We start from the raw sequence: 25,802 nt of genomic DNA on the forward strand, positions 1-25,802 counted from the left end.
GCTCGGGCTTTAGGTGTTTCAATCCTTGTTGTGGTGGATTCGTCTTTCAGACGTAACGGGTCTTGCTACCAATTACGGAGAGGAGTTTGGGTTTCAATCCTTGTTGTGGTGGATTCGTCTTTCAGACAGTTGCAGTTCGAGGGCGTTCTCTTGTTCGTGAGTATAGTTTCAATCCTTGTTGTGGTGGATTCGTCTTTCAGACAGGATATCCACTACTGGTACAGGTATGCCGCAAAGTTTCAATCCTTGTTGTGGTGGATTCGTCTTTCAGACTCGATTTTGGCCTTTCTGCTGCAGTGGACGTCCAGAGTTTCAATCCTTGTTGTGGTGGATTCGTCTTTCAGACTCTAAAATCCGCGGTATAAGGACCATCGAGAAAAGTTTCAATCCTTGTTGTGGTGGATTCGTCTTTCAGACAGGCAGTTGATCTTACGATTGGCGTGCACTACAATACAGTTTCAATCCTTGTTGTGGTGGATTCGTCTTTCAGACCTTTAGCGCCTCTCGTATCACTTCTTTGTTAAAGGTTTCAATCCTTGTTGTGGTGGATTCGTCTTTCAGACACTCTGCCCTGTGAAGCGAGATGATGCTGTCGACAAGTTTCAATCCTTGTTGTGGTGGATTCGTCTTTCAGACGATGGTGTCGTCGCCCTGCTTGTCCATGTTGGCATGTTTCAATCCTTGTTGTGGTGGATTCGTCTTTCAGACGACCAACGACAGGGAATACTTTGACGACGAGGTTATGTTTCAATCCTTGTTGTGGTGGATTCGTCTTTCAGACACACAGATGGCACTCATGGCGCAGTCGGTGAATATCGTTTCAATCCTTGTTGTGGTGGATTCGTCTTTCAGACATGTCAAGCCAGCGTTCCTTTATCATGCCCTGCAGCCCGTTTCAATCCTTGTTGTGGTGGATTCGTCTTTCAGACTATGTTACGCAGTCAGATTTGGACGCAGGCACGAGTTTCAATCCTTGTTGTGGTGGATTCGTCTTTCAGACCGTAGTGTAGTTGGGCTGCTTGCCGTACTGGAAAGTTTCAATCCTTGTTGTGGTGGATTCGTCTTTCAGACTGTTTGTCTGTGCTTGATGTGCCTGTGGTGAGTGGTTTCAATCCTTGTTGTGGTGGATTCGTCTTTCAGACCATAAAAAAGAGGAGGAAATGGTGGAAAAATGAGGTTTCAATCCTTGTTGTGGTGGATTCGTCTTTCAGACAATTCTTCTACCTGAAGAGGCCAGCCGAGCCGGGGCGTTTCAATCCTTGTTGTGGTGGATTCGTCTTTCAGACGCTCTTCCAGGAATGGATGACAAAGTACGTGGAGAGTTTCAATCCTTGTTGTGGTGGATTCGTCTTTCAGACTCAGGGAACAGCAATACCGCCAATGCCGCTGATGAGTTTCAATCCTTGTTGTGGTGGATTCGTCTTTCAGACTATTGCTCGTGGCGGAAATCTGACTATTTACCTTTAGTTTCAATCCTTGTTGTGGTGGATTCGTCTTTCAGACAGAATGAGGACGAGCTGGCGCTTGCCTGCGCAGTTGGTTTCAATCCTTGTTGTGGTGGATTCGTCTTTCAGACCTTTTTCGATGTTGCCATGCCTAACTACTTGTAGTGTTTCAATCCTTGTTGTGGTGGATTCGTCTTTCAGACGGGTGAGCAAGTCGACATCACCCCTGCAGCGCGTGGTTTCAATCCTTGTTGTGGTGGATTCGTCTTTCAGACTCTACAGTGTCTTTTGTGTTGCTTCCAGTCGCGTATGGATTCTTAAGATAATGTTTCAATCCTTGTTGTGGTGGATTCGTCTTTCAGACGTTAAAAGCGACACAGAGAAGTCACCTTCTATCTAGTTTCAATCCTTGTTGTGGTGGATTCGTCTTTCAGACGAGTCCCAGTCCGTGCGGGGTGTTCGGGCCTTGATGTTTCAATCCTTGTTGTGGTGGATTCGTCTTTCAGACCGTCCTTTTGTGGCGGGTCTTCAACCACTAGTTTTGGGTTTCAATCCTTGTTGTGGTGGATTCGTCTTTCAGACAGCACATTCACTTTGCGCTTGCGCTTCCGGAAGTTGGTTTCAATCCTTGTTGTGGTGGATTCGTCTTTCAGACAAGTTCCAAGTCACCAACGAACAGGGCTGGGTAACAAAGTTTCAATCCTTGTTGTGGTGGATTCGTCTTTCAGACGCAGCAAATCAATCTGTACCGATGCGATTTGTTGGTTTCAATCCTTGTTGTGGTGGATTCGTCTTTCAGACTTCGGGAACCTTTTTGCTTGCGCCGTATTTGGTGGGTTTCAATCCTTGTTGTGGTGGATTCGTCTTTCAGACGCTATCTGTTATAACGCTACTTTCTAGTCATAAAAGTTTCAATCCTTGTTGTGGTGGATTCGTCTTTCAGACTACAGCAGGGACGAATCTTAGTGGAAAAATAGATTCGTTTCAATCCTTGTTGTGGTGGATTCGTCTTTCAGACTGTAACAAGCTGAAAAATCGTCTTTGTTATCTTTAGTTTCAATCCTTGTTGTGGTGGATTCGTCTTTCAGACAGCCGGTGGAGAAAAACAACGAGTGGAGGACGAAGGGTTTCAATCCTTGTTGTGGTGGATTCGTCTTTCAGACACGAGGATTTCAATCCTGAGGAGTTCGTAAGAGAGTTTCAATCCTTGTTGTGGTGGATTCGTCTTTCAGACAAGCAAGCGGTAGACATGGCCAACGAGTTGAAAAATAGTTTCAATCCTTGTTGTGGTGGATTCGTCTTTCAGACAGCTTATGAGCAAGGACCCTAGACTTGAGCGCAGGGGTTTCAATCCTTGTTGTGGTGGATTCGTCTTTCAGACCAGGCATTCGTCTACGAATGCAGCTATCGGGTCCTGTTTCAATCCTTGTTGTGGTGGATTCGTCTTTCAGACGGATGGTGCAAACAACAAGACGATAAGAACGTCCTAGTTTCAATCCTTGTTGTGGTGGATTCGTCTTTCAGACGGCCATAGAACAAAGGTCCTTTATGTTTGGCTTCAGTTTCAATCCTTGTTGTGGTGGATTCGTCTTTCAGACTTTGCAGGCAACGGAAACGACAGCGTAGGCTCTAAGTTTCAATCCTTGTTGTGGTGGATTCGTCTTTCAGACATCTTTTGTCGTAGCTCTTCTTTGTTATAATGCGGTTTCAATCCTTGTTGTGGTGGATTCGTCTTTCAGACCCAGCAAGGGGCAAGACACAACTTTTGGAATGGACCGGTTTCAATCCTTGTTGTGGTGGATTCGTCTTTCAGACAGTTTTAGGTTTAAGGTCTACGATGTTGTCTACAGAGTTTCAATCCTTGTTGTGGTGGATTCGTCTTTCAGACATGCTATCTAGCTTCATATCCTTGTATTTTTTCTTGGTTTCAATCCTTGTTGTGGTGGATTCGTCTTTCAGACAGCGCCATAAATGCCCAGTTTTGTGCTCAAAACCGCAATTCTTGGATATGGAAAATCTGTTTTCATCACCGTTCTTCATTTTTATTGATTCATATATAAAGATCCGGTAGGACATACCTTTCTGTATGTGCAGTCGAGACATTTACTGCCGTACTGTGCATTTGGGCTGATTCCACTTGTTATTATCTGCTTAACAGATTCTAACTTTTGCAAAGCAAAGTTTTTCAATTCTGATGTTAATCTAATTTCTCTTACTACTCGCTTTGATTTTTGAAAGATCACAAAAACACGAGTAACAGGCTTATTGCGATTCTCCTCAAGCAAAATGGAGAGCAAGCCGATCTGAGCCTTCAAGCTGTCGGTTATCACAGTGAAATCAGTGTATTTTCTTTCAACCAGAATGATTTCTCTACTACTCTCGTAGGCTTCATCAATTTTTCCCGACAGACCTAACCGCGTCGAGTAAAGCTGCATTGCAACCAGCTTCTTTCCTCGTGCCAACTTTGGAACATAGGTGGGATTGAGCTTTTCTGATCGAGTGTGTAGAGTGCGTCCGGCCATAACAGTACCTCTCTTTTCCTCATATTGACGTAACCCTAGAACCAAAGAATAGTAGGTGAATTTAGGACAAAATGCATTCTCGACCACATCAGTTACTGTTATTAGATCTTTCATAGAACCTCAGCAGATCTTTTACCCGCGGCATATTGTCTATCAAATCCCTTCCCCACTATACTGATCCTGCCAAAACACTGCTCACACGTAAGAATAAGATAGAAAGAGTCCCGCTCATCAGCAATGACCTTCTTTATATCTTCGAGCAGGTCCTTCTTTTTCTGGTTTACAAGGGTGCCGCAGAAGGCACTTTTTTGTATTCTTATAAACCCTGCATTTTTTAGAATCCGTATGACGTTTTTTCGAACTAAATCATCTGAAATGTCGTAGACTGCATAGTATGAGTTTCCTTTCATGCTTCTTTATCTCCGCTGGTAAGCCTTTCTATTATTTCTCTGCAAAACCTCCAAGTTATCTTTTCCAGCTCTTTTCTGTTCTTCTCGCTGTAAGAGGTCAAAAGCGTCAGTCTGGCATCCTTTTTCAGAAATATACTTGAATCATCATTCTTTTCAAACCAGCGTTCTGAAACCATTTTCTTGTTAAACAGGCTCACGACCGTCCTGTCTATAAGTGGTCTTACCAACTCCATGAGGTCAAAGGAAAGTGTGGGTTTACCATAAGAGTCAGCATGGTAAAAGCCTGAATTTGGATCAAGACCTGACAGAATTATTATCTTTTCAACATCAGAATAGGCTATTCCGTAGGCATAATTTAGTAACGCATTAAAACCGTCTAGCGCAGGATACTGGCTTCTGTGTTCAAACGACCATTTGCTAGGTAGGCTTGAAGATATAGCGCGGAAGTATGCTGAAGCAGATGTACCTTCGAGTCCAAGAAGACTTTGTTTCACTCTGTTATCAGGTTGAAGCTTGCGGATCTGCAAGAGTGCATCTGATATGATGTCAATTGCACGAGTGATTTCTGGAACATCAACTTTCCTGTTGTTCTTCAAGTCTTGCAAAAACTCCTTTTGCCTTTTGAGCTTTGTTCTGACCAGCTCAATTGAGATCTGGACTCCCAATACCGTATCTTGGTTGGCATACTGTCTCCTACGCAATTCTGTACTCTTGCCGGCCGTACTCACCCACAGCCTTGCAACCGGTCTTCCTGCCCAGTCAGTCACAACGAGTTGAATATTCTTTTCAATGCATAATTTGATTGCCTGTGAGCTGATGAGTATATTGGCGCTTGTGATTATAGCATCGACCTTTTCTGCAGGAACCTCAGATTTGCCATCTTCATTTTTTACTATGAACAGATCATTTTGACGTTTCAGGACTGATCCGTGACTTGATATTTCGAGGATCATACAGCTTCAATCACCCCGAAACCCTTTGAAACGCTCTTGCCAAGACCAAAGAATCTAGGAAGATTTGTATTGACACTAAAGGAGGCTCTGAAGGCTTGAAAATAGTTCTCATGTACCTTGGCCGATTGTGGTCGGAAAGTTTCAAGGTTGGCAGTAACTTTGAAATTGACGAACACTGACAACCCCTTCAAGGCACTCAAGATGTTGCCCACAAGTATCTTTTCAAGGAATAACTTTCGTTTTCCGCCCTCAAGATCCTTAAATTTCCGGTAGTTTTCCTCGTTGAGAGCTATCCAAGGTGTAACAAATCTGAACCTTGATTTTGTTTCCTCGATAGAGAATGAGTCATTCACTATGTCCACGCTCTGTATGCTTATCTTGTCAGTTGGTGTAGTTATATGGTCAAGTGTGGATATCTTACGACATACAACTTCGGCATAGTCATTTAGACCCATTACCAAAAGCCGACCATGAACTTTCTTGTACTGGACTAGCGGGTAATGATAGGAGCTTTCAGAGTGGTGATGAAATTCTGTGTCCTCCACAAACAGGTGCCCAAGAAAACCGCGCAGAGCTACTGATGATATGGTATTGTTCGGAACTTCAACATAAGCATAGCAGATCTTTATTTTATCCATTTGTCTAAGCCTACCTCCACGTCGTAAACGTCCTGCAGACAACCCTTTTTGGGAATAAGGATGCCCCTTTCTAGGAGTTCTTGGTCGAGATAATCTCTTACAAGCTTCACTGAAGAGGCCGAAATATTCGCGGTTAGAGCAGAGTAAGACTTGAACGATCTTCTGTCGATTCTTTGTGTTGATTTTAGCGCTTCAGATATCTTTTGCAAGTCTTGCTCAGCTTCAGGCACTATCATGGAGTGTCCTTCGTCTGCAAATACGTGATTGTTCACAAATCTCGAAACATCCTCAAAATCCATGTCACGAATTAAGCGGTCAAGCTCTTCTATTCTGTCTGCATTCTGCATGTTCTTCACAGATACTCGCTCATAGTAACTGTCAAGTTTGTCATACAATTCCTTGGAATTCTTCACTTTTTTCAGTATTTTCAGCGATTCCTGATACTCCAGCTCGCTGTACGGTAGGTAATCCGAATCCTTCTGGAAAATGAAAAGCATGGGATTCGTTGCTTCACCTTCACGATTGAGACGCCCCATAACTTGCACAACGTTATCTAGGGGAGCGACTTCGCGGTATACTTCAGCAAAGCTCACGTCAACTCCTGCTTCCAGCACCTGAGTAGAAACTACAATCACATTTTTTCCTTTTTCTTTGATCTTCTGAATGATGTCGCTGCGAGTCTTCTTTCTTATGCCCGAGGTTACATACAGCGACTGGTGACCATTCTGCGACATTTCATAAAAAACCTCCTTTGCTTTTTTTCGTGTATTTAACATGACAAGGATTTTTCTATCAATCCTCACAGGAGGCTGAAAACGGGTCATGAACCTAATGTTTTTCAGAGTCAATCTATGATACGTTTCTGACAGTGTTTGAGGGACTCGTGTAATTGGAACATTGTTGGACAGTTCATAAGGAATAGTTGCACTAACCAAGAGTGTCTTTGAGTTCATTTCTTGGCATATTTTTTGCAGCATCTTGATAAAATTTGGTAGAAGAAACTTTGGTACGACCTGTATTTCATCAACTATCAGTAACGCATTGCGTAGAGAAGCAAGTTTCATCTTATCGGATACGGAGTTAAAATAGAGTATCATCAAAAGTCTCTGGGTTGTTGATATGACAAACTTGCTGTGAAATGACTCATTTTCAAAGTTATAGCCAAGGCTTTCCAATGTACGGCTCTCACTCAACTTGCTTGCAAGACTGCCTGCAAAGAGATGGTTGTAGACGAGGATCTCATCAAGTGCTTGTTGATCTAATACATCTTTTATTTTGCTCTCAAAATCTTCAGTTAATGCAAGCAATGGAGAAAAATACATAACACGTTCTATTCCATGTATATTCGAATATTCGTTTATAAGGTCCAGAAAGACCTTTGTTTTTCCCATTCCAGTGGGTGCATTAAGCACCGACACTGGCGCAGCAAAGTCATGGGTGCTAGCAAACCACTGCTGAAACTCTGTGCGGAGTTTTGAAAGTCCTGATGTTGTGTTAACTAGTCTGTTGGTGCTCATGCGCAAATCGTATTTGATATCCTGCCGTTCGGAAAAGCTTCCCCTGTCCGCTTGAAGCAAGGCCGAGAATATCATACAAGCTTCAATAAAGTCGCGTACAGCGTCTCCGGAGAGTGATTGTAGCTTGTTCTCAAAGGACATTGGTCTTGCAAATTTTGAAAGACATTGATCCCAGTCAAGCGTAGAAAAGTGTTGTGTGTTAGCCATTGCTCCTTTAAATTTTGCAAGGTTTTCAAGTAGACCTTGCTTAGTCCTTTTCATGCGATCTGTTTGATCTTCATTTTGTATTTCGTTTGAGAGATGTGAATGATGGGCCGCTATGACACAGAGCACGAGTTGTAATTGATTTGAATCTAGTTCATCGGCTAGTAGCTTTTCTGCAGCCCACGCAGAAAACAAAGCATGTTGTCTTTCGTATTTGGACTCTAGATCGTCTTCAATTAACCTTCTTTTTTCATCTCCTGCCTGAAAAAGCTCTTGATAAAATGGATTAAGTTTGCCTATATCATGCAGGAGGCCCGCGTAATATGCTAGTTTGCAGCTTTCAAACCGCGTTTTGCGTACAATACCTTCTGCAGAAGTTGCCACTCGTATCAAGTGCTCATCAAGTGGTTTTCCGGGATGCGATAGAAAAGTGTCAGTAGAAACAGACAACTTTTCCACCATCCTGCAAAGAATAATAGGACGATAGCTTGGGCTTTTCTGAAATTCTTACCTCATAAGCTGAACCTCTTGCCGGTATCCAGTGTCTGAGAACACGCCTTTCCAGCTTTTCGTTTTCAAAGAAATGGTGAAGATGTCTTTCTATTATTATGCGAGAATTATCGTTCACTGGTTCGGCAGTTACAGAGAATCGCGTATTGTACGTTTCAGATTCGTCGAGGATTACTGATGAAGTTTCAAATTTGCGGCCGTCAAATACAGCTATTTCTTGCATCTTTGCGTCAGAAATTCTTGCAGGACAGTATGCATGCCCAAGGTATGGTGGATATTTGAAATCATTCTCCTTCAGAGCTGCATAAAGCGTGTCCATGATGGAATCATCAGTCTTGACATAGATTCTGTATGATGGTGAGACCAAAACTTCTGTTTTGAATGGTTTGGTCTTTGGTTCCTTAAGAGACCTATGATTGGTAAAGAAGGAAATTTTTCTCGGATCGGACTCTAGCTCCATTCCGATCTTTGTCTTCTTAAACAGTTTGATATAATCACCACCGTAAATCTCCCCAAGTGAGTGATCTCTTTCCACTCCCAGAATCGCTCCAAGTAGACCTATCACTGCGCTCTTGGAAGGTATGTAATATACGGTCTGGTTTGACGTTACAGAAGGATCTCTAAATGCAGCAAACTCGCCAGAGATGCAAAATGATACGATGCTGTTTAGCATTCGACTTCATGTACGGGTATTTGTTTGGATCGCAGACGCGATAGGAGTAATTTGACATCTTCGCGTATGTCATCGCATGAAGCTATCTTCACATTCTTCACACGTGACTTTCTTTCCACTAGTGTACCTATCAGGCGTTCAAAGTCAAATGGAGACTTTGAAAGTCCAGTCGCAAACTGTTTCATATCTTGAGACTCGTTAACTAGCACAGGCAGATCATTATATGATGTCGAGTCATACGAAACTTCGATGTAAAGTATGCTACGCTGAGGGAATTTGGAGCGTGTGACAAGGTTGTTGGTGCCCTTCCAAAGACATTCAAATAGTTTTTCTTCAACCTTTTCAAAACGGTTTCTCGCTTCGTTATCGCTGTAGTACTTGCCAAGGTTCATCGGATTGATTGCCCCGTGTACCTTCAACAGAGCATATTCAACAGAATAGAACTTGCCAAATGTCGAATATTGCTTCTCTTGACCTTCGTTCTTCTTGCCGACAAATCTTCCTGATATTGTTGGATTTATTATTCTGACCTTGTTCACGCTTCTGCCTAGTCCAAACTGCACGGGACCTGTGAGTTTATGAGAATCCCCGCCTCCATCCTCTCCTTTATCAGACCTGACAGTTACAAGTGCCCCAAAAAGAGGCGCGTCGAATGTCAATTGTATCAACTCTGCGATAACATCTTTGCCCTTTATGTTACCTATTATCTCCTTAGCTCGCTGGTCGGCCGTAACGGCATTGCCATCTTTATCGTAATCGACAAACAATGTCTCACCAAGAACATCTCTAGCATAATCGCGTATAGTCCGCTTTATTCGGACATCGGTTATTAGGATCGTGTCATCAGGCATAAGACGAGGCTGGTTTTCAAATCCAGGATCGCCATTTGGATTCTGCCTTGATTCATAGTAGAACAATATCTCTTTGTTGATGTTCTTTGTCAAGTTTGAGCCTCCTTTTTCATACCTACATCTTTGCTAAAGTAGCCCTTGTAGAAAAAGTACGAATAATCATTGTACGCAGAATCGTCACTTATTTCTGCAGAGGGTTGATTGCTTCGGATGAATGATTCCATTTTCTTTATTTTATCTTCAGGAGCTTTTGATAGGCTCAGACCAAGACCTATTCGCTGCATCACAAAGCGAAGCTTCTCCCTATCATACCTAGAATACGCAAGGATATCACGAAGTGAGTTGCTAGATTCTTCCACATTCTCTTTGAATTTGATATACTCTGCAGCAATGACCCCGACTTTGTGAGCGTATTCTTCATTATCATCCATGAGATAACCCTTGCCTTCATTTCGTTGAACATCCTTGCATAAAACTTTTATGCAAAAGTCGCTCTTACTGAAGAACTGCATGGGTTCTTCTCGGACTTTTTTGTCAAGCCAATTAAACATGTTTTCACGCAATTGCAAAACAAAGCGTGAAAGCAGATAGTGCTTGTCTATTTTCTTTTTTGCCAGCAGACTTCTGACCGCCGACAGGTAATGTGTCCAGATAGTAGTTTTCCCTCTTGTTTCGATGAGAACTTCTAGAGCATGGAATGGAATGTGGCTTCCATCTTCGATTCTAGCAAATATCTCTTTCATATCCTCCATCGTCAGGTTTTCATCAAGCATCACCTCCATCTTTGCTTGGGAAGTCAAATAGCAAAGTACCTTGAGATTGGATCTGCCTTCCTGTCTATGGCTTTCTTTGTCCAGATCTTTGTAATTTCTCCATAGCTGGTAGTATATTCCATTCTTAGTATTATTGAAATGATAGCTGGGTTTGGCCGTGTTGGTAAACATCCACTGGAGGCCGGCTATGCGGAATACATCTATTGTATTGATGTTGACCAGACGATGCGATTCCGTACCTATAGACAAATTGCGGTAAAACCTCTCACCATCAGAGCAATTGATAGCAAATGCAGGATCGTCATATGAAAGGAATTTAGCGGTGATTGTAGTTTCTTTTGCAAAGCTTTTTGTCTTGTTACCAAATGAGTCGGTGAAACTCTGCCCTGCATCGCTTTCTTCATCAGTAGAACGGTATTCCACCTCACCATCCTTTGGGAGAACTAACAGTGAGAAATTGACCACCTTATTTTGTATTCTATCTTCTTGCCAGCGTGACCTGACATGTTTGAAGAATACTTGGCAGATTCTCTTGAAGAGAGTGGAGCTGAATTTAGAGTCTTTTGTGATTACTCTGGATCGTACATATTCATCATAGAGATTCTTGCCTGAAATAAAATACCTCTCCTTGTCTATGTTCAGGAAGATGCTATTCTTGGCCACGATCCGCTCCTTTTTGGTTTTCAAATTCAGTTCCGCAATAAATGATGCAGCGCCCTTGCCCATCTCAAGTGAGATTATTGGACCTGCTTTAATATGCTGAAACTGTCCGTAAAGTTCAACATATGGCCTCGGAGAATTTGGACTGGTAGTTCTGAACCGGAGTCCCAAGCGGGGGGCAGTATTAGAAGGCATAGAGAAGAGCACTTGAAATGACTTGTATTCTTCAAGTGGTTCACCATATTCCTGCAAGGTCTTTTTATCCAGTGTAGGACTCATTCCACGCATTATCACTTTCTTGACCGGTTTCGGGCTCTTTACAAACTCCCCCTTGAAGCTTCTGTTTCTCAAATAGAGTTCATGAGCAAGCAATCATTTGGACTGCATATGCCATGAAATTAAACATTTTCATTGACATTCTGTTATTGTTGATCCGGATGGGTTAGACGTAATAATCGATGCTCGCATAGGTAAAAGCAAACCGCAGGAGTTTACAATACCTTATTCAGTGTAACATTGCATTGTAGTCTAGATTATGATTCTTGCTGTGCCAAGATCCAAACTATCAAACTTGACATGTACAGACTTTGCCACTTGAGCCTTGATATGCTCTGGAATGCCGCCATAGCATTTGTTCAATACTTCAGTATTCTCCCATCCACCTAGACTTGCCACATATGCAAGTGACCAGTTTGTTGCTGCCAAATAGTACTGAGCCATAGTATGCCTAAAGAGATGCAATGGATGTCCTGTAAAGTATAATCCATCACCCAGTGCGTATATTCTAGTCTTTTCGTTGAGCCAGCTTGCTTTGTCAAGTTCTCCAAATATCTTTTTGAATTTGACGGCCATCTTGTGCATGAAATAACTGGCTTGCAAGCAGTTTGCTTTATCACTCTTAGCATCTTCAAAAAACAAGAACTTCCTGCATTTTGGCAAACTATCATAGGCTATTTCAACAACAGCTCTGCATTCTTCAGTTGGATACTTGACCCACCACTTGCCTTCTTTGTCAAGATACCAATCTCCTCTCTTTGTTTTAGACTCAAACTGTTCTACTCTGAACAAAGGTGAGAACGCGATCCTATCGCGGCTCATAGATGCCATTGCAAATGCTCTAGCTCCTGTGTGTAGATCAATGTTCATAAAACTCCAAGAATCCCAATCATTTTCATTCTCTAGCTTTTTGTTGATTCTGTATATTTGCTCCGGTGTTAGCAGGATGTCTTTGTACTCTCCAAGTCTTTCTGATGTTGTAGATAGCCCGTACCTCTTGCCTTCACCATGAGCAAAGTTAATGTTATGAGCTGCAAGGAAACTGCGATAAGCATTAATGGTGTTTGTCTTTTGCATTTGAGGATATGCGGTATTGAACCACGCCAAGAAATTCTGCCAATATTCTATTGCTATTTCTTTGCGCTTTGTCGCGTCGATTGGTACGCCATAGCTAACGAGTGTTTCAGGCATCACCTTTAGCTGATTCGATATTCCATGAATTACATTTGCAAGGTGATTGATTCTGTTAGCAGGTATTGCGCCTGATTTCAAAAATGTTACCCATTTCTGAATTGATGGCAGCTGGTTGAACGGTTCGTTTTCTAATTTCTGGTATCGTCGAGCTATCTGCTTTTGCAGAGATATGACGATGTTCCCATTAGCATCTCGCTTTATTCCCCACTTGCCATCTTTTTCCATCTCTGTTAGATAACGTGAAACAGTACTGTGATCCTTGCCTACGTCTACACCAATGTCTCTGGTGGTATAGTTGCCATTTTGGATGCTGATTGTAATAGCTTCCTTGATCTTTTCCTTGTCTTTGACTTTCAGACCCTTAACCCGTAAACGGCTCTTTCTTTGTACAAATGTCTGAGCCACTAGGTGTCCATCCTCTTGATTGTAAAGTCACCTAGAACTAATGCCAGTGACGTGGTAGGGGGATAGATATACCATATTACAAATAATAAAGTCGGAAAAATTGTTAGTGTTACTTGATAATTGCTGAAGAAAATGTTTAGCAATTGTATATTTTTGAGGCTAGTTTGAAGCTCCGCGCCTATGCAACAAGTTATGCAACGCTTTTGGTGCATTAGACGCTAGTAGGAAGCGATATTCTCAAATAATTAATCAATCAACTTTTCAGGACCATGTTGAACAGCTGGCGCGCGGCAAGTCTTGGATGGTGCAGCGCAAGCTTTATCATCTTGCCGGCGGTGAACTCGGCCTTGACAAAGTCGATAAACTCGTCTGCGGACATGTCCCTCAGGATCTCGATCTCACGGTCCCACTCTTCGTCTGACAGCCCTATCCAGCGCGACTGCACCTTGAGCGCCGAGGCGATTTTTGACGCCGCCTTGGCCTTCCACGCCCTTTCATAGTCTAAAAGCGACTCGCGGCTGGCGCCTCCCTCAAGCGACCGCGCGCCCACCTCGCCGGCAAGCCTGCCAAACTCGATTGCATAGCGTATGCCCTCAAGCACCAGCGGGTTTGCCTGGCCTGCCGAGTCCCCCACCATGAGCAGGCCGTCTGCAACCGTGCTTGCACGCGTGCCCTCGTTAGGGATGAATCCATAGTGCAGTTCAACTGGCTGTATCTTGCCCAGCCTGTCAAGAGGCTTTAACCTCTTTTCCAGAATCGCGTTCAATTTGTCGAGCGGGTCGGCCTGCGACTCGGGCCTTCCGATGCCGACTCCGATTCTCACCCTGTTTTTAGAGAGCGGAAACACCCACGCATAGCCGGCCTCGGAATATTGCTGTCCGACCATCAGCGTCCACAGCGCGCTGTCTGCGTGGTCGCAGTAGCACTCGTATTCTGCGCCCACCCCGTAGCGCTTCCATTCCCCTGCCATGCCGGCCCTGCGCGCAGCAGAGGTGCCAAAGCCGCTCGCGTCTATTACAAGGGGGCAAGCAACCTCGAGGTCGCCCGCCGGCGTGCTTGCCTTGACGCCTGCTATCCTGTCGCCTTCTTTTACAACGTTGATGACGTTGCTTTTGATCATTATCCGGGCGCCAGCCTCTGCCGCCATGAATGTAAGGTGCTGGTACGTCGCCCTCACGTCAAGGACGCAAGACCGGGGGTTGCTGCCTGCAATCGTCACCTCGTTTGAAGGCGATACAAACTGGTAGCTGGAGATCGGGTTGTACAGGCGACTAGGAATGCCAAGCGCGTCCATCGAGTCTATCCAGCTGACGCCGGACGTCCTCACGCTGTGCGCGATTGCCTCATCCTTTTCAAACAGAATGACACTTGCACCTGCCTTTGCAGCCGCCCACGCTGCGGAAAGCCCCGCAGGGCCTCCTCCCACCACGGCAATGTCGTATTTTCCTGCCATTTTTTCTATCTCCCATCATCCTGCCGTGAAAGAGACCCTTCCAAAGCGCATGTACGGGAGTATCGAGGCGCCTATAACCTTGCGCTCCTTTGACAGCCCCGTTAAATTCTTTAGGCAGTCAAAGACGTTTCCGGCAACCATCACTTCCTTGACTGGGTGCACAAGCTCGCCGTTTCTTACGAGCCATCCTCCCTTTACCACGCCGGAAAAGTCGCCGTTTACGGGATTGACGTTGCCGGAAAACCTGCTTATCATGACGCCCTGCTTTATCTCTGAGATCAGGCCGTCAAGGGATGATTTGCCGGGCTTGACTGCAAAGTTAGTGGTTGCAACCGACGGGGGCGAACTCGTCGAGCCGGAGGCGTTTCCCGTGCTCCTGGTGCCTGCTTTTTTTGCAGTGTAGGTATTGTAAAGGAATTTTTTGAGCACACCGTTTTCGATGACGACGTTTTTCCTGTGGGGCACGCCTTCTCGGTCAAAGCTTGCGGCTGCAAGGCCGTCTGCGTTTGTGGCGTCGTCTTCTACGGCCAGCATGGCAGACGCCACGCGCTTGCCAAGCTTGCCTGCAAACATGCTTGATTTTTTCTGGACCGCGTCAGAGTTTATAGAGTGGGCCACGACTTCTTCCACCATCTCCATCGCTGCCGCAGGCGTGAGGAGCATCTCGCCTTTGAAGCTGTCCGTCATCTTTTTTGCGCCAAGCGAGCCGGCTACGGTGCGCGCAAACTCGCTTGCGGCCGTGTGCACTTCAATGTCCTTTACATGGTGCGTGCCCCCGGACTGGACGTCAAAGCTTGACACGTCGTCGCCGTCGATCGCCATTCCCATTATCGACCACGAAAACACGCTCAGTTTTTCCGATAGCAAGACGCCGTTTGTGTTGGCAAGCCAGTGCGTCATCCCAGTCGCCGAAAAGTTGCCGCTGTCGACGCTTACCTTCTTGTCGTGTGACTTGGCCGTTTTCAGCATCTCGGCTGCAAGTTTTGCAGCTTCCCTGGCCTCAAACGACTCGGCGTTTCTGTCGTAAATCCCCCTCACGCGGCCTACCTTTGACTTGGCGGGAAGAAAGTTGAGCTTGTCCCGCGGGCTGACGCGCGCTATTTTGACAGCAGAATACACGGCATTTCTTATCTTGTCCGGGTCAAGGCTGTTGACAGAGTAGAACCCCAGCGCGCCGTTGAGAAAGACGCGTATTCCCACCGCGCTTGCCTTTTGCGTCTTGGCCTGCTTCAGGTCGTTGTTCTCGATAAAGACTTCTGACTCTTTGGTAACTGCGGCATAGACCTCGGCGTCGCTTGCCCCGTGTGCTTCTGCCTCTTTGAGGGCGAGGCGCAGCAGGCTCTCCATCCTTTTACTGCATACCCCCTATTATCGCGGTGCACCGTACGTGCGGGCCACCGCCGTCGACCTTGGCCGGCTGGTACTTGCCGCAGTAGCCGGTGCCAATGTCGTACTCGAACTTGCTTCCAACCATGTCTATTGACCGCAGCACGTCAAACGCGTTGCCCGAGATGCTTGCCCCCCTCATCAGCTCCTTTACCTCGCCGTTTTCTATCAGATATGCTTCTTGCGCGCCAAACATGAATTCGCCGTTTGCGTCGGCCTGGCCGTTTCTGGCGCCCTTGACAAGATAGCCGTGCTTTGTCTCTTTGACGATTTCATCGAGCGTGTCGGCGCGGGGCTCGATGTACGTGTTTCTCATCCGTATCAGGGGCTCGTCGGTGTAGGTAAACGCGCGTGCGTTGCCGGTCGATGCGGTCCCAAATGCAAACGCAGACTCGCGGTTGTGCAAAAACGACTTTAGAATGCCTTTTTCGATTATCGCGGTCCTGCCGGCCTCGACGCCCTCGTCGTCGACTCCGATCGTGCCGGCGGCGTTTTCTGCGATATCAGACCTGCCGCTGTCCACGAGCGTGACAAGGTCGCTTGCCACCTTTTGGCCGATCTTGTCTTTTACCACAGAGCCGGAAAGGACAAAATCCGCCTCGACCGTGTGGCCTATTGCCTCGTGGCACAAGAGCCCTACCATCCCCGGGTCCAGAATTATCGTCGTCTTTTCTCCCGTAGCGTATTTTGCCTGGAGCAGTTTGGCTGCCTTTTCTGCGGCCACCTGCGCGTATTCAAGGTGGCCTTTTTTGAACAGGTCGTCCCAGCCTCCAGTTATGCCAATGCCCTCGCTTGCAGTCACGCTCTTGGCGCCTTCCCTTGCCACCGCAGTGACGTTGAACTCGGGTTTTGAATCAAATATCTCGACTTCTGCGCCGTCGCTGTTTGCAATAACCTTGTGATCAAGCATGTCGCGGTAGGTGGCCGACGCAGTCTTGATCCCTTTTGCGTGCTTGCGCGCAGCCGCCTCAGCCTCCCTTGCGACTCTGACCTTTTGCTCGATGTCAATCCCTGCAAGGTCGCCCTTTGCCTTTGCCACAAACGTCCCCCTTGCCATTTTTGACTCTGCAAGGCCCTTGACCTTGTTCTTTTTCGACCTGCCAAGGACGCGGGCCATCGAGACTGCCTGTACAAGCGACTCTTTCAGGTCTTCCTTTGACATACTGGCCGAGCTTGAAAAGCCCCAGCAGCCGTCTACAAGGACCCTTATGCCGCAGCCGGCGTTTTCGACCATGCGCACCCTCTCCAGCCGGCCGTTTGCGAAATTGACTTCCGAAAATGACCGGGCCTGGTAGCGCGCCTCGACATAGCTTGTACCCCTTGATGATGACGACGAAGATACAAGGGACCGCAGCATGTCAAGCACTGCCTGTGGTTGTTGTTGCAACAACATACAAGCGTGATGTGTTTCTGTAAATTATGTCTTGTGACTGCCGCGTGTAGTTTTGCTCCATATCTCATTTATTTGATAATTGCAGATAACCTGCGGTGAAAAAAAGGGCTTTTGTGGGGCTGTCAATAGCGGGAGCTATAGCTGTTGCTATTGCAGGCATCATTATAGTTGTGCCCGATGTGGCCCTTCCCTTCAAGACAAGCGGCAGCACCACCGAGGTTGAAAACAGCGGGCCGGAGCTGCGCGACGGCACGCTTGCCTTGGAGCAGGTTGTTGCAGGTGGATTGCAGTTTCCCACGAGCATGGCGTTTTTAGACGCAGACAACATACTCGTGCTGCAGAAAAACGACGGACAGGTCCGGCTCGTTTCAGGCGGCGTGCTTGCCGAAAAGCCGGTCCTTCAGGTCAACGTAGAAAACGATGTGGAAAGGGGGCTCCTTGGCATAGCCGTGTGGAACGGCAGCAGCGTCAGCAGCAACGAAGTGTTCCTCTACCTTACGGAAAACGTGACTGACGGAGGAAACACCACGACTGCAATGAACAGGATCTACAGGTACAACTACGACTGGAGCCAAAAGGCCCTTGTCAACGGCACGCTCCTTCTTGATCTGGCAGGCGGGCCGGGTCCCTACCACAATGGGGGCAAAATCGCAATCGGCCCCGACGGCTACCTGTACGCAGTCATCGGGGACACAAACTTTAGCACTGGGATTTCAGACAACCACGCCAGCAGAGAGCCACCAGACTACAGGTCAGTCATAATACGCGTCGACAGGGAAACCGGAAAGGCGCCAAGCGACAACCCGTTCTACGGGATAAAGGGACTTGAAAGAGTCTACGCCTATGGCATAAGGAACAGCTTTGGCATGGACTTTGACCCCATCACAAACAGCCTGTGGATGACTGAAAACGGCCCGACCACGTACGACGAGATAAACGTGGTCCATCCGGGGTTCAACAGCGGGTGGGACAAGTTTACAGGCCCCATCGCCAAGAGCAACGCGACTATGGACGACCTTGCAATGGTGGAAGGCGCAAAATACAGCGATCCGGCCTTTAGTTGGTACATCCCTGTCGGCGTGACGGACATTGAGTTTTTCGACTCGGACAAGCTGGGCGAAAAATACAAGGACAACATCTTTGTAGGAGACGTCAACAACGGCAACCTCTATTTCTTTGAGGCAGACCAGAACAGGACCGGGCTTTATTTCGGCTATGAGCAGTCCAGTCTTGCCGACCTCATCGCAGACCCCGTCCCGGACAAGGACACGGGCAGGCTCGACGGCGAGCTGCCCTCTATAACCCTAGGCAAGGGGTTTGCCGCAATAACCGACATCGAGACGGGGCCGGACGGCTACCTGTACGTGCTGACGCACATTGACGGCAAGATATACAGGATAACTCCAACCGGCACGGGACAATAATAATAGATATTATTCAAGCCAGGTTGTCTTGCCCGGCTTTTTGACCTGTATGTGCGCAAAATCCTCGCCCTTTTGCGCGCCGTGCCAGTGCCATACGTACGCCGGCACGCACACAAAGTCGCCCTCCTCAAGCGTGTGCACGTCGTCCATCCGCACCCGGGCAACGCTGTCGCTTTCCATCTTCACTTCTGTCTGCAGCGCCACGATGCCCTTGCCCTTTGTTGCGATCAGGATCTGGTCGGTCTCGTGATAGTGCAGTTTCGTACGGGCGCCGCGTAAAAACGTCACCAGGTACGCCTCGGCCTCCTTGCTTGCGGCGTCGGTGACCATCTTTTTAATCTCGACCTGCCCTTCAAAGTATTTCAACATCGCCTGGTCGGGCGCAATGTCGCGGATGTTTCCCTTCAGCATCACATACATGAAAAAGGGCGAGCAGTTAAATGTCTACTGACTGCCCGTTTCTGTAGCTTCTTTTATCAAAGATCATCTCTGCTATCTTTTCTGCGACCTGTTCTGGCTTGAGCATCCTTGACCTGTTTTGCCGGTAATACACAGGGTCTGATTCTTGCATACGGGTGTCGACCTCGCCGGGGCAGATGGCCATGACGCGGACGCCGTTTTGCACTTCCCACGACAGGCTTTCTGTCAGGCCCATCATGCCAAACTTGCTTGCGCAGTATGCAGAGAGGTTTTCAAAGCCTGTCTTGCCGGCGCCAGAGCTGACGTTGATTATCGTGCCCGTCTTTGTCAAATGCGGCAGGACTGCCTTTGAGCATAGAAACGCGCTTTTCAGGTTGGAGTTCATCGTATCATCCCATTCTTTTTCAGAGGTGTCGACAAGTTTTTTGATGTAAAAGATGCCGGCGTTGTTTACCAAAATGTCTATCTGGCCAAAGCGCGCGACTGCCTTTTTTGCAAGCGAATCTACCAGCGACGCGACTCCGACGTCGCAAACGACGCCCAAGACGCCCTCGTGAAATTTTCTTGTTTCATCGACGGTGTCATCGACCTCGCTTTTTGTGCGCGAGCACACTACGACATTGACGCCCTTTTTTGCAAGCAGCAGCGCAGTCGCCCTGCCAATGCCGCGCCCGCTTCCAGTCACTATGGCCGTTACCATAATCATGTGCAGCAGGCCGCAGCATCCTAAAATGTGTTTGAATGGACGGCATGCCAGCAGCAACACCTGTCAAGCGTACAATCTGGACAGTCGGTATCCGACTTAGCTTGGGCGCACTCTTTGGGATCGCATCTGCAGTTGGCGCATCTCATAGTGTATTCTCATTCACATAGACGCGGATAAAAGGATCTACAGTTATATCCCCTGCACATAAAAAAACACCAACTGCATATGCAACTGATACCGGCCACTCCCGCCCCCGAGTTCAAGGAAATCTCCGGCTGGGCTAATTCAAGCCCGCTTTCGATAAAGTCATTGAAAGGCAAGGTGGTCATACTTGACTGCTGGACCTACACTTGCATATTCTGCCTGCGCACCATACCCACATTAAAGCGGCTGCAGGAAAAGTACGGCAAGTACGGCCTTCAGGTGGTGCAAGCGCATTCTGCAGAATACCACTTTGCAACCGACCACGCCAACATTTCAAGAGCCCTTGCCCGCTACAACGTCAGCAACCTGCCTGTGGCCTTTGACACCAAGAACAAGACGTGGGAGGCGTACGGCAACATGTACTGGCCAAAGCACGTCATAATCGACCATGCAGGGTTTGTGCGCTATGAGCACGCCGGCTATGGCGACATTACCGAGTTTGAGCCAGTGATTGCAGAACTGCTGGAAGAGGCAGGAAACAAACCATCATCAATCGACTATGACGACAAGAATCCTGACGACGAGATCTTTGACACCTACGGTATGCATTTTGCAGGCATGGCGCCAGAGATATGCGTCGGCTATTCCCGCATGCGGCGCTTTGGCAACAACCAGACATTCAAGCCGGACGAGCCAAGCGTTGCCGTGGATCAGGGCTCGCACCTTGACAACACAGTTTACCTCCGCGGCAAGTGGATCTGGCAGCGCGAAGGCGTGCAGTTTGCGCCGGGAGGCAAGGAAACAAAGCCGGCCATAATCATGAAATACAATTCTGCCAAGAGGGTGCACGGCATCATGGGCACGTCCGACGGCAGGCAGGGCAGGGCAGAGGTAAGGCTTGACGGAAACCCTCTGTCAAAGGAGCAGCTGGGAAGAGACGCAAGGCTGGAAAATGGTGCAAGCATTGTCAACATAGAGTGGCCTTTTATGCACAATTTGGTCAGGACAGGGAAACCCGAAGTGCACGAGATAGAGATCATACCGCGCTCTGACAATTTCGTGTTCTACACGTTTGTCTTTGGATAAGCAAGTAAGTTTTTTATCGCCGGCAGGCGCTTGTTTTTGTACATATATGTCAGAGCTAGCTGAAGGGAGCGTTGCGCCCAACTTTGCAATGCGCGATTCAAGCAACAAAATCTTCAAGCTGTCAGACTTGAAAGGCAAAAAGAACGCAGTGGTCTACTTTTACCCGAAGGACTTTACCCCCGGCTGCACCACAGAGGCGGCCGAGTTTACCCGCGACTACCAGAAATTCAAGGATGCCGGCATCGAGATAATAGGCATCAGCCCCGACACGGAAGATTCGCACGACAAGTTCCGCGAAAAGATGGGCATACCCTACCCGCTGGTCTCAGACCCTGAAAAGGAGGTGGCAAAAAGCTACGGCGTCTATGGGAAAAAGACCTTCATGGGCCGGGAGTTCATGGGCGTAATCCGGTCGACGTTCCTTGTGGACAAGTCAGGCAAGGTGCTCAAGGTGTTTGGCAAGGTCAAGCCGGCAGGCCACAGCAAGGAAGTGCTAGAGTCATTTAGTAGTACCGGCAGCGGCTGACTCGACAAGTTCTGACAAGTGCTCAAGTATCCTCATGTGGTGCTCCTCGTCGACGCTTATGCTCTTTAGGAGCGCCGCCGTTTCCGGGTCGTCTGCCATTTCCGCGCATTTCAAGAGCGCGTCGTGCGACTCGCGCTCATCTGCAATGGATTCTTCGATCCCCTTCTTTGTCAAAGACGCGCTTCCGGTGGCCCCTTCAATGTCGGCCATGATGCGCGAGATGTATTCAATGTGGCGCAGGCCGTCTGACAGGAGCGTGTGCAGGTAGCTGCGCACAAGGTTGTTTTCCACCGTCGTCAGAACGGACATGTAGTGCATGAGCTCCTTGACTTCTGCCTCATGCTGCGCTTTTAGAAGAGAGTACAGCTTTTGCTTTTTTTCAAGCTGCTTGAGCCTTGGGTCCATTGGCAGGGTTTTAACATGCAGAACTGCAATAAAAGATTGTGTTTAGGTTTAAATAACTTGGGTGGTATCGCAGTGATGGTTGTCGTCATCCGAGTCCCCTGCCGGCTCTGCAACTTGTACATGCCCCTGCCACAAAAAGTACGGCGACAGGTCGTACTGCAACAAGTGCATAGACCACCACAAGACGTCGCCCCACTACCAAGTTCTCAAGAAATTCGAATAGCAATGGATGTTGTGCACGTGCATATTTTCCTAGATCTCTGAAAATACGGATGATCAAGACAATTGTAATAATGGTGCGGGAGATGGGATTTGAACCCACGAACCCCTTCGGGATAAGAGCCTCAGTCTTACGCCTTTGGCCAAGCTGGGCGACTCCCGCTCCAACTTACACGCTTTCACTCGCTAATTTGAATATTTTCATTTGTCAGTGACGACTCATTATGTGCACAAGATCAGCATTTTTCCGTCGAGATCGGAGGGAGGTTGCTTATGTTGCGTATCTTTAGCGTTTCCAGATCAACGTCTACAGAGCCGTACCAGCCGCATCCTTGGCTTGGCGGCGATTGCTTTAGTCCTGCCAAGAACAGTTGCACATTTGCGTTCCACTTGTCTCCGTCATAAGGTTGTACGATAAAGTAGTCAAGCTTCCAGCCAGCGTTTTGCCGGGTTTCCGGCAGATTCATCGCAATGTCTATCACCTGCCGCTTCTGATCCTCCGACAGAAGGTTGCCCGGGACAATTTCCTGATAGCCATATCTGTGCGAGCAGCCATAGTGGCCAGCGCAGAGCACTTTTTTGTACGTCGGCGCAGGCAGATTGAATGCCACAGGGCTGTCAGGCGTGTAATTTGGTGGATGGGGACACGTGTAATATGTGTCGCCATCCTTTTCCGAAATGACGACGTTCTGACACGGTATGGCGGCATCGCCAGATTGCAGTGTGTAAGGCGGCTGGACTTCAGGAGCTGCGGTTGACATGAAATAAAACAGCAATGCAAAGACAAATCCTGTCGCGGCTATAACCGGCGCGATGAGCGCCATCCTGCTGGCCACAGAGGGTATTGACAACTATAATCTTTGAATTTTATGTATCTATGTTTCAACACGGTGGCTATTGCCGTTAACGGCGGGCCTGCAGCAATGGTTTTTATAAGACTCGATCCAAACAACAAAGGCACATGCTTGTTCCGGTGCGCTGCTTTACCTGCGGCGGTCTCATTGCTGACAAGTACGGCGAGTATTCCAACAGGGTCAAAGCTGGAGAAGACCCGGCAAAGGTGATGGACTCCCTTGGAGTCAAGCGCTATTGCTGCAGGCGCATGTTCATCTCTACCGTCGAGACGATATACCAGATTATCCCCTACTACGAGGCACTCAGGCGCAGGATGTCTGAAGTCCAGACGGAAATAGAATAAATAACGAACAACGGCAGTTTTTCCTCGATGCCTTCCTCTCCTTCTATTACCGCACTTGACGCTAGAATAGTCTTTAACAGCCGCGGAAGCAAGACCATCGAAGTCGACGTCGTGACAGACAAGGAATTTTCAGGCCGCGCCTGCGCGCCGTCCGGCGCAAGCGTCGGCAAGCTGGAGGCCCAGAGCTTTCCAGACAACAAGCCGGAAAAAGCACTTGCCGCGTTTAACGCGAACAAGAAAAAGTTCATCGGCCTTGATGCCTCTGACACCAAGGCGGTTTTTGACGCGCTGCGGTCGATAGACAACACTGACAACTACTCCAAGATAGGAGGCTCTGTCGCGTACGCGCTTTCGATTGCAGCGGTTGACTCTGCCGCAAAGGCAAAGGGCGTCCCGCTTTTTCAGCTGCTGAACCCACAAAAGCCGTACAGGTTCCCGTTCCCGCTTGGAAACGTGCTTGGAGGAGGCGCGCACGCCGGCCCGGGCACGCCAGACATACAGGAGATACTCGCATGTCCTGTTGGCGCCAAGGGCATCATGGAGGCTTTGGAGATGAACTTTCGCTTCCACTCTGAAATGCGCAAGGTCATCGAGTCGATGGACAGCAGGTTCACGTACGGAAGGGGTGACGAGGGCGCGTGGGCTCCAAACGTCAACAACGACCAGGCGCTTGAAATCGCGGAAAAAACCATCGAAAGATGCGGCTACAGCCTTGGAAAGGACATGGCCCTTGGCATCGACTTTGCAAGTTCATCGTTCTGGGACGAGGAAAACAGCGTCTATGACTATGCAAGGCAGGGGATAAAGCGCGACACTGGCGAGCAGATCGAGTTTGCAGGCAGGCTCATCAAGGACTTCAAGCTTGCGTACGCAGAAGACGCCGTGCACGAAGCAGACTTTCAGAGCATGGCGGTCCTGACCAAAAAGTACCCAAGGACGCTTGTTACAGGCGACGACATGCTGGTGACAAACGCAAGCATGGTAAAAAAGGCAGTCGAGTTTGGAGCGTGCTCTGGCGCAATACTGAAGGTGAACCAGGCTGGCAGCCTTTACGACGCGCTCCAGTTTGCCAGAGAATGCACCAAAAACGGCATCGGCATAATCACTTCCCACAGGTCCGGCGAATCGGTCGACTCGCACATTGCGCACATTGCCGTGGCGACAGGCTCGAAGATGATAAAGACGGGCGTGCTTGGAGGCGAGCGCATCGCCAAACTTAACGAGCTTGTGCGCCTGTCAGAGTATGATTTAATTGCAGACATGCAAGATTTGTGATATACTGCAAGCGCAAGGATTCAACTGGCTAGCAAATGGTAAAGACTCATGTTGGATTAAGATATGATATTGATAGAATTATTGCAATGTGCCAACTATTCTGAATATGCCTTTGGTAACTAAAAAGGCGCGATAATCACTAGACCATATTTTAGGCATGACCGAATTATGTCTACGAGGTCTTAACAATCATAAGGGCAACAGCTCCTTAGAATAAGATCATGCAATCATCCAAGATGCGCAATTGGAGCCCACTGCTCCGAATCGGTGCCATACTTGCTTTTGCGGGAGTGGTTACATACGGGGTTTCATGGCCGATACATCCTGGAGTTCCAGATGCTAGCGATTGGGCCCGCAGCGCTCAAGCATATGCTGAAAGCGACAACTGGGTTACGATACACCTTGCCCAGTTGTCCGGGTTGCTCTTTTTGTTCCTAGGTTTAGCCATTTTAGCCGAGGCTCTGAGAAGAGAATACAGAGGAACTATCGTGGAAGCCCTAGCATTTCTTGCTCTCGTTACGACGATTTTAACTGCTTCCGTATTTGCAACTTTGCAAGCTGTTGATGGAATATCATTAAAGGCAATGGTTGACAGGTGGGCAAACGCTCCAGCAAATGAGAAGGCCGTAGCCTTTCGGGTATCCGAGTCAGTCCGTTATATTGAAATTGGACTTAACAGTCCTTTCCGGTTTCTCCAAGCCATATCCGCATTTCTGATTGGAGCTGCAATTGCACTCACATTCAATAAGGAAAATCCATACCCTAAAGCAAGAATCCTTGGCGGGGTGGCAATCGCCATTGGCATTGGAATGGCACTGAGAGGATATGCCATATCTTATACGGGATTTTCAGAACAAAACCCGCTCTATTCTCAAACCCATTTGTTTATTCTCATCTTGCTTTTGTGGATGGTCGCTATTGGAATCGCAATGTGGAAGAGAAGGTCTCCAGCACTGCTCGCACCTGTTGAAAGATAGTAAAAGGTGTTGCTAGCTTCTTTATCTGAATGCCGCCCTAGTATCGACAGCAACGCCAGCAATCCGACATGGCTGCAAAACCCACTTTGCCGCCCTATCTCGACAGAACTCATTTTCAATATGCATAGATGAAGCTACTTACCTCCTTACACCATCCGC

23 protein-coding genes, 1 tRNA gene and 1 CRISPR repeat array (1 of these 25 cut by a window edge) are annotated in these 25,802 nt (G+C 47.7%); of the genes, 7 read left to right on the forward strand and 17 right to left on the reverse strand.

Annotated features, from left to right (window positions below; genetic code table 11):
* A CRISPR array of direct repeats spans positions 1–3,406; the repeat unit is 37 nt; unit sequence GTTTCAATCCTTGTTGTGGTGGATTCGTCTTTCAGAC; it begins 3,815 nt to the left of the window's first position.
* Between the two features lie 81 nt (positions 3,407–3,487).
* The 12 genes from cas4 to NTE_RS11605 form a co-directional block, all read right to left on the reverse strand.
* Entirely contained in the window at positions 3,488–4,081 is a 594-nt protein-coding gene (gene cas4, locus NTE_RS11550) for a CRISPR-associated protein Cas4 (RefSeq protein ID WP_148701153.1), read from the reverse strand.
* Positions 4,078–4,377 (reverse strand): CRISPR-associated endonuclease Cas2, encoded by a 300-nt coding sequence (cas2, locus tag NTE_RS11555; RefSeq protein WP_148701154.1) that lies wholly within the window; start codon positions 4,375–4,377, stop codon positions 4,078–4,080. The genes cas4 and cas2 overlap by 4 nt, the downstream gene beginning before the upstream one ends.
* Positions 4,374–5,330 (reverse strand): CRISPR-associated endonuclease Cas1, encoded by a 957-nt coding sequence (gene cas1 / locus NTE_RS11560; RefSeq protein WP_148701155.1) that lies wholly within the window; start codon positions 5,328–5,330, stop codon positions 4,374–4,376. The genes cas2 and cas1 overlap by 4 nt, the downstream gene beginning before the upstream one ends.
* Positions 5,327–5,968: a CRISPR-associated endonuclease Cas6 gene (locus NTE_RS11565; protein WP_148701156.1), complete on the reverse strand. Its 642-nt coding sequence runs from the start codon at positions 5,966–5,968 to the stop codon at positions 5,327–5,329. The genes cas1 and NTE_RS11565 overlap by 4 nt, the downstream gene beginning before the upstream one ends.
* Complete coding sequence (gene cas3, locus NTE_RS11570; protein ID WP_158385507.1) at positions 5,956–8,139, reverse strand: CRISPR-associated helicase Cas3'; 2,184 nt, start codon at positions 8,137–8,139, stop codon at positions 5,956–5,958. Before cas3 ends, NTE_RS11565 begins: the two co-directional genes overlap by 13 nt.
* On the reverse strand, positions 8,123–8,872 hold the full coding sequence (gene cas5 / locus NTE_RS11575) for a CRISPR-associated protein Cas5 (protein WP_148701158.1): 750 nt from the start codon (positions 8,870–8,872) through the stop codon (positions 8,123–8,125). The genes cas3 and cas5 overlap by 17 nt, the downstream gene beginning before the upstream one ends.
* The gene (locus tag NTE_RS11580) at positions 8,866–9,816 is read right to left on the reverse strand and encodes a type I CRISPR-associated protein Cas7 (RefSeq protein ID WP_148701159.1); all 951 of its coding nucleotides are present in this window, start codon (positions 9,814–9,816) and stop codon (positions 8,866–8,868) included. The genes cas5 and NTE_RS11580 overlap by 7 nt, the downstream gene beginning before the upstream one ends.
* The gene (locus tag NTE_RS11585) at positions 9,813–11,528 is read right to left on the reverse strand and encodes a hypothetical protein (protein ID WP_148701160.1); all 1,716 of its coding nucleotides are present in this window, start codon (positions 11,526–11,528) and stop codon (positions 9,813–9,815) included. Before NTE_RS11585 ends, NTE_RS11580 begins: the two co-directional genes overlap by 4 nt.
* 156 nt (positions 11,529–11,684) lie before the next feature.
* Positions 11,685–13,031 (reverse strand): helix-turn-helix domain-containing protein, encoded by a 1,347-nt coding sequence (locus tag NTE_RS17175; RefSeq protein WP_226986982.1) that lies wholly within the window; start codon positions 13,029–13,031, stop codon positions 11,685–11,687.
* Positions 13,032–13,284: 253 nt separating this feature from the next.
* Positions 13,285–14,484: an NAD(P)/FAD-dependent oxidoreductase gene (locus tag NTE_RS11595; RefSeq protein ID WP_148701161.1), complete on the reverse strand. Its 1,200-nt coding sequence runs from the start codon at positions 14,482–14,484 to the stop codon at positions 13,285–13,287.
* Positions 14,485–14,499: 15 nt separating this feature from the next.
* Entirely contained in the window at positions 14,500–15,831 is a 1,332-nt protein-coding gene (locus tag NTE_RS11600; RefSeq protein WP_148701162.1) for a TldD/PmbA family protein, read from the reverse strand.
* Between the two features lie 4 nt (positions 15,832–15,835).
* Complete coding sequence (locus NTE_RS11605) at positions 15,836–17,257, reverse strand: TldD/PmbA family protein (protein WP_158385509.1); 1,422 nt, start codon at positions 17,255–17,257, stop codon at positions 15,836–15,838.
* A gap of 101 nt (positions 17,258–17,358) precedes the next feature.
* On the opposite strand from NTE_RS11605, the gene NTE_RS11610 reads away from it, so the two are divergent.
* Entirely contained in the window at positions 17,359–18,687 is a 1,329-nt protein-coding gene (locus tag NTE_RS11610) for a PQQ-dependent sugar dehydrogenase (RefSeq protein WP_226986983.1), read from the forward strand.
* A 9-nt stretch (positions 18,688–18,696) separates the two neighbouring features.
* Here NTE_RS11610 and NTE_RS11615 read toward each other — a convergent pair whose 3' ends face one another.
* Together NTE_RS11615 and NTE_RS11620 are read right to left on the reverse strand one after the other, a co-directional pair.
* On the reverse strand, positions 18,697–19,098 hold the full coding sequence (locus NTE_RS11615; RefSeq protein ID WP_226987278.1) for a cupin domain-containing protein: 402 nt from the start codon (positions 19,096–19,098) through the stop codon (positions 18,697–18,699).
* Between the two features lie 25 nt (positions 19,099–19,123).
* Positions 19,124–19,813, reverse strand: a complete 690-nt coding sequence (locus NTE_RS11620) for an SDR family NAD(P)-dependent oxidoreductase (protein ID WP_148701165.1) — start codon at positions 19,811–19,813, stop codon at positions 19,124–19,126.
* A 225-nt stretch (positions 19,814–20,038) separates the two neighbouring features.
* Here NTE_RS11620 and NTE_RS11625 point away from each other — a divergent pair, with 225 nt between their 5' ends.
* Together NTE_RS11625 and bcp are read left to right on the forward strand one after the other, a co-directional pair.
* The gene (locus NTE_RS11625) at positions 20,039–21,043 is read left to right on the forward strand and encodes a redoxin domain-containing protein (RefSeq protein WP_148701166.1); all 1,005 of its coding nucleotides are present in this window, start codon (positions 20,039–20,041) and stop codon (positions 21,041–21,043) included.
* Positions 21,044–21,089: 46 nt separating this feature from the next.
* Positions 21,090–21,569 (forward strand): thioredoxin-dependent thiol peroxidase, encoded by a 480-nt coding sequence (gene bcp, locus NTE_RS11630; RefSeq protein WP_148701167.1) that lies wholly within the window; start codon positions 21,090–21,092, stop codon positions 21,567–21,569.
* Here the strand turns inward: bcp and NTE_RS11635 are convergent.
* Positions 21,543–21,974: a ferritin family protein gene (locus NTE_RS11635; RefSeq protein ID WP_148701168.1), complete on the reverse strand. Its 432-nt coding sequence runs from the start codon at positions 21,972–21,974 to the stop codon at positions 21,543–21,545. The genes bcp and NTE_RS11635 overlap by 27 nt on opposite strands.
* A 79-nt stretch (positions 21,975–22,053) precedes the next feature.
* On the opposite strand from NTE_RS11635, the gene NTE_RS16705 reads away from it, so the two are divergent.
* On the forward strand, positions 22,054–22,197 hold the full coding sequence (locus NTE_RS16705) for a hypothetical protein (protein WP_158385513.1): 144 nt from the start codon (positions 22,054–22,056) through the stop codon (positions 22,195–22,197).
* Positions 22,198–22,268: 71 nt separating this feature from the next.
* Here the strand turns inward: NTE_RS16705 and NTE_RS11640 are convergent.
* Both NTE_RS11640 and NTE_RS11645 read right to left on the reverse strand, forming a co-directional pair.
* Positions 22,269–22,356 (reverse strand) — tRNA-Leu (locus NTE_RS11640).
* Positions 22,357–22,429: 73 nt separating this feature from the next.
* Complete coding sequence (locus tag NTE_RS11645; RefSeq protein ID WP_148701169.1) at positions 22,430–23,044, reverse strand: hypothetical protein; 615 nt, start codon at positions 23,042–23,044, stop codon at positions 22,430–22,432.
* A gap of 110 nt (positions 23,045–23,154) precedes the next feature.
* Here NTE_RS11645 and NTE_RS11650 point away from each other — a divergent pair, with 110 nt between their 5' ends.
* The 3 genes from NTE_RS11650 (at position 23,155) to NTE_RS11660 (ending at position 25,643) form a co-directional block, all read left to right on the forward strand.
* Complete coding sequence (locus NTE_RS11650) at positions 23,155–23,391, forward strand: DNA-directed RNA polymerase subunit N (RefSeq protein ID WP_075054423.1); 237 nt, start codon at positions 23,155–23,157, stop codon at positions 23,389–23,391.
* Between the two features lie 27 nt (positions 23,392–23,418).
* Entirely contained in the window at positions 23,419–24,666 is a 1,248-nt protein-coding gene (gene eno / locus NTE_RS11655; protein ID WP_148701170.1) for a phosphopyruvate hydratase, read from the forward strand.
* Between the two features lie 221 nt (positions 24,667–24,887).
* The gene (locus tag NTE_RS11660; RefSeq protein ID WP_148701171.1) at positions 24,888–25,643 is read left to right on the forward strand and encodes a hypothetical protein; all 756 of its coding nucleotides are present in this window, start codon (positions 24,888–24,890) and stop codon (positions 25,641–25,643) included.
* The last annotated feature ends 159 nt before the right edge of the window (positions 25,644–25,802 follow it).

Source organism: Candidatus Nitrososphaera evergladensis SR1, assembly GCF_000730285.1.
Taxonomy (GTDB): domain Archaea; phylum Thermoproteota; class Nitrososphaeria; order Nitrososphaerales; family Nitrososphaeraceae; genus Nitrososphaera; species Nitrososphaera evergladensis.

What these genes read in the sequence shown, in the direction of transcription:
- cas4 (WP_148701153.1), bottom strand. Translation starts at nt 4,081, where the DNA reads ATGAAAGATCTAATAACAGTAACTGATGTGGTCGAGAATGCATTTTGT.
- cas2 (WP_148701154.1), bottom strand. Translation starts at nt 4,377, where the DNA reads ATGAAAGGAAACTCATACTATGCAGTCTACGACATTTCAGATGATTTA.
- cas1 (WP_148701155.1), bottom strand. Translation starts at nt 5,330, where the DNA reads ATGATCCTCGAAATATCAAGTCACGGATCAGTCCTGAAACGTCAAAAT.
- NTE_RS11565 (WP_148701156.1), bottom strand. Translation starts at nt 5,968, where the DNA reads ATGGATAAAATAAAGATCTGCTATGCTTATGTTGAAGTTCCGAACAAT.
- cas5 (WP_148701158.1), bottom strand. Translation starts at nt 8,872, where the DNA reads ATGCTAAACAGCATCGTATCATTTTGCATCTCTGGCGAGTTTGCTGCA.
- NTE_RS11595 (WP_148701161.1), bottom strand. Translation starts at nt 14,484, where the DNA reads ATGGCAGGAAAATACGACATTGCCGTGGTGGGAGGAGGCCCTGCGGGG.
- NTE_RS11600 (WP_148701162.1), bottom strand. Translation starts at nt 15,831, where the DNA reads ATGGAGAGCCTGCTGCGCCTCGCCCTCAAAGAGGCAGAAGCACACGGG.
- NTE_RS11615 (WP_226987278.1), bottom strand. Translation starts at nt 19,098, where the DNA reads ATGCTGAAGGGAAACATCCGCGACATTGCGCCCGACCAGGCGATGTTG.
- NTE_RS11620 (WP_148701165.1), bottom strand. Translation starts at nt 19,813, where the DNA reads ATGATTATGGTAACGGCCATAGTGACTGGAAGCGGGCGCGGCATTGGC.
- NTE_RS11625 (WP_148701166.1), top strand. Translation starts at nt 20,039, where the DNA reads ATGCAACTGATACCGGCCACTCCCGCCCCCGAGTTCAAGGAAATCTCC.
- bcp (WP_148701167.1), top strand. Translation starts at nt 21,090, where the DNA reads ATGTCAGAGCTAGCTGAAGGGAGCGTTGCGCCCAACTTTGCAATGCGC.
- NTE_RS11635 (WP_148701168.1), bottom strand. Translation starts at nt 21,974, where the DNA reads ATGGACCCAAGGCTCAAGCAGCTTGAAAAAAAGCAAAAGCTGTACTCT.
- NTE_RS11650 (WP_075054423.1), top strand. Translation starts at nt 23,155, where the DNA reads ATGCTTGTTCCGGTGCGCTGCTTTACCTGCGGCGGTCTCATTGCTGAC.
- eno (WP_148701170.1), top strand. Translation starts at nt 23,419, where the DNA reads ATGCCTTCCTCTCCTTCTATTACCGCACTTGACGCTAGAATAGTCTTT.
- NTE_RS11660 (WP_148701171.1), top strand. Translation starts at nt 24,888, where the DNA reads ATGCAATCATCCAAGATGCGCAATTGGAGCCCACTGCTCCGAATCGGT.